Consider the following 1341-nt stretch of genomic DNA (forward strand, 5'->3'; position numbering starts at 1 on the left):
GTCTTCTTCTGGAATACTGCTGACCAGATCACGGATCAACGAATCGGTTTTGGTCAGGTTATCCGGTAATAACAGTTCTGACTCATCAGACACCTGTTCGAACAGGAGTGGCATCACCTGATTCAACGCATGACACTGCGCCAGTAACAATTCACGATAGAGTTCTTCGTCTTTATTGCCATCCAGCTTGAGTTCAGCCACACGGCTGGCATCTAAACCCGGTAGCTCAATGTCCAGACATTCTTCCAGAATCTGCGGCAAGCCTGCACTACCATCGGCACTACTCAGCACACGGCGACCATGATCCAGTAAGCCTTTGCATTCCATGTAGCGAATGGCACAGAGACGGTTAAACCAGCTATAAGCGATATAATCAATCGTCTGCTCAAAACTGCTGGTTTGAATGCGCTTGATCAGCTTCTCACGTGGTTTCATGACTGATAGCGGAAAAACCTGATCGCCAATCAGCAGCAAGTCGCCTTTCTGTTCTGCCGGTAAAATGCGGTCTGCGGTGATGCCATATTTGGCGGCTTGCTTGCGCATCGCTGCGATAAAATCATTTCGTGCTTGCGGTGCGTATTTTTTAATATTACTGGTATTCATCTTTAAACCTTTAATTAATGACTGATGCCGATATCCCTAACCCGAGTTAGCGGATACGCACACGCTTTTTATCACTCACGATTTTTTTCAGTTCAGCTTTGAGTGCGTCTACAAACTGATCCACTGATTCTTCTGTTTCCAGATAGACACTACTTGAGCTTTTGCTGTAAATGCTGGCGACATCAACTTCGACAACAGGTTTCGGTGGCACTACGGCTGTCACAGACTGTACCGGACTCGCAGCAGGTGTTGATGTAACTGGGCTGGCTGTAGTTGCTGAACTCGCCACACTCTCGGCTTTGCTCTGAGCCAGTTGTGCCGCTTTGGCCTGACGCTGGATTTCCGCCTGAACTTCGCTTTCCAACTCATACAAGGCTTCATCAAAACGCTCGACGCTGGTTTGAGTTTGCAACATATAGATGGTGGACAGGCTAGTTTCCACTTCAATATCCGTTTTCAGCAGTTGTAGTGGGCGTAATAGCTTGTTACTCAGCTCAGCGGTGGCAATACCACTGTTTTTAATCTCGGCTTCTAACTGTTTGATCTTGTCATCAATGTGTTCTATCGCCTGATTGCGCTTCTCAGTCAACAATTGCTCATTGACGCTTTCCACTGTACGAACCAAATCAGCCACTTTATTTAACAGACCATAGGGCGATTCAAGGGTGGAAATGCGATGTAATTCAGAGAGGGCTTTTTTTGCCACCTCATCACTGCCCAGCGCCTGTTTGTTTTTCT

Annotated in this window: 2 pseudogenes; both read right to left on the reverse strand. The window is 47.0% G+C overall.

Annotation, left to right across the window (positions count from 1 at the left end):
• Window positions 1–603 (reverse strand): annotated as a pseudogene (locus tag FTV42_RS16945) (BREX-1 system adenine-specific DNA-methyltransferase PglX); the annotation flags it as partial.
• Window positions 604–649: 46 nt separating this feature from the next.
• Window positions 650–1341 (reverse strand): annotated as a pseudogene (locus FTV42_RS16950) (BREX system P-loop protein BrxC); the annotation flags it as partial.

Origin of the sequence: Acinetobacter sp. YH16052 (assembly GCF_013417155.1) — a bacterium.
In the GTDB taxonomy this organism is placed as follows: Bacteria; Pseudomonadota; Gammaproteobacteria; order Pseudomonadales; family Moraxellaceae; genus Acinetobacter.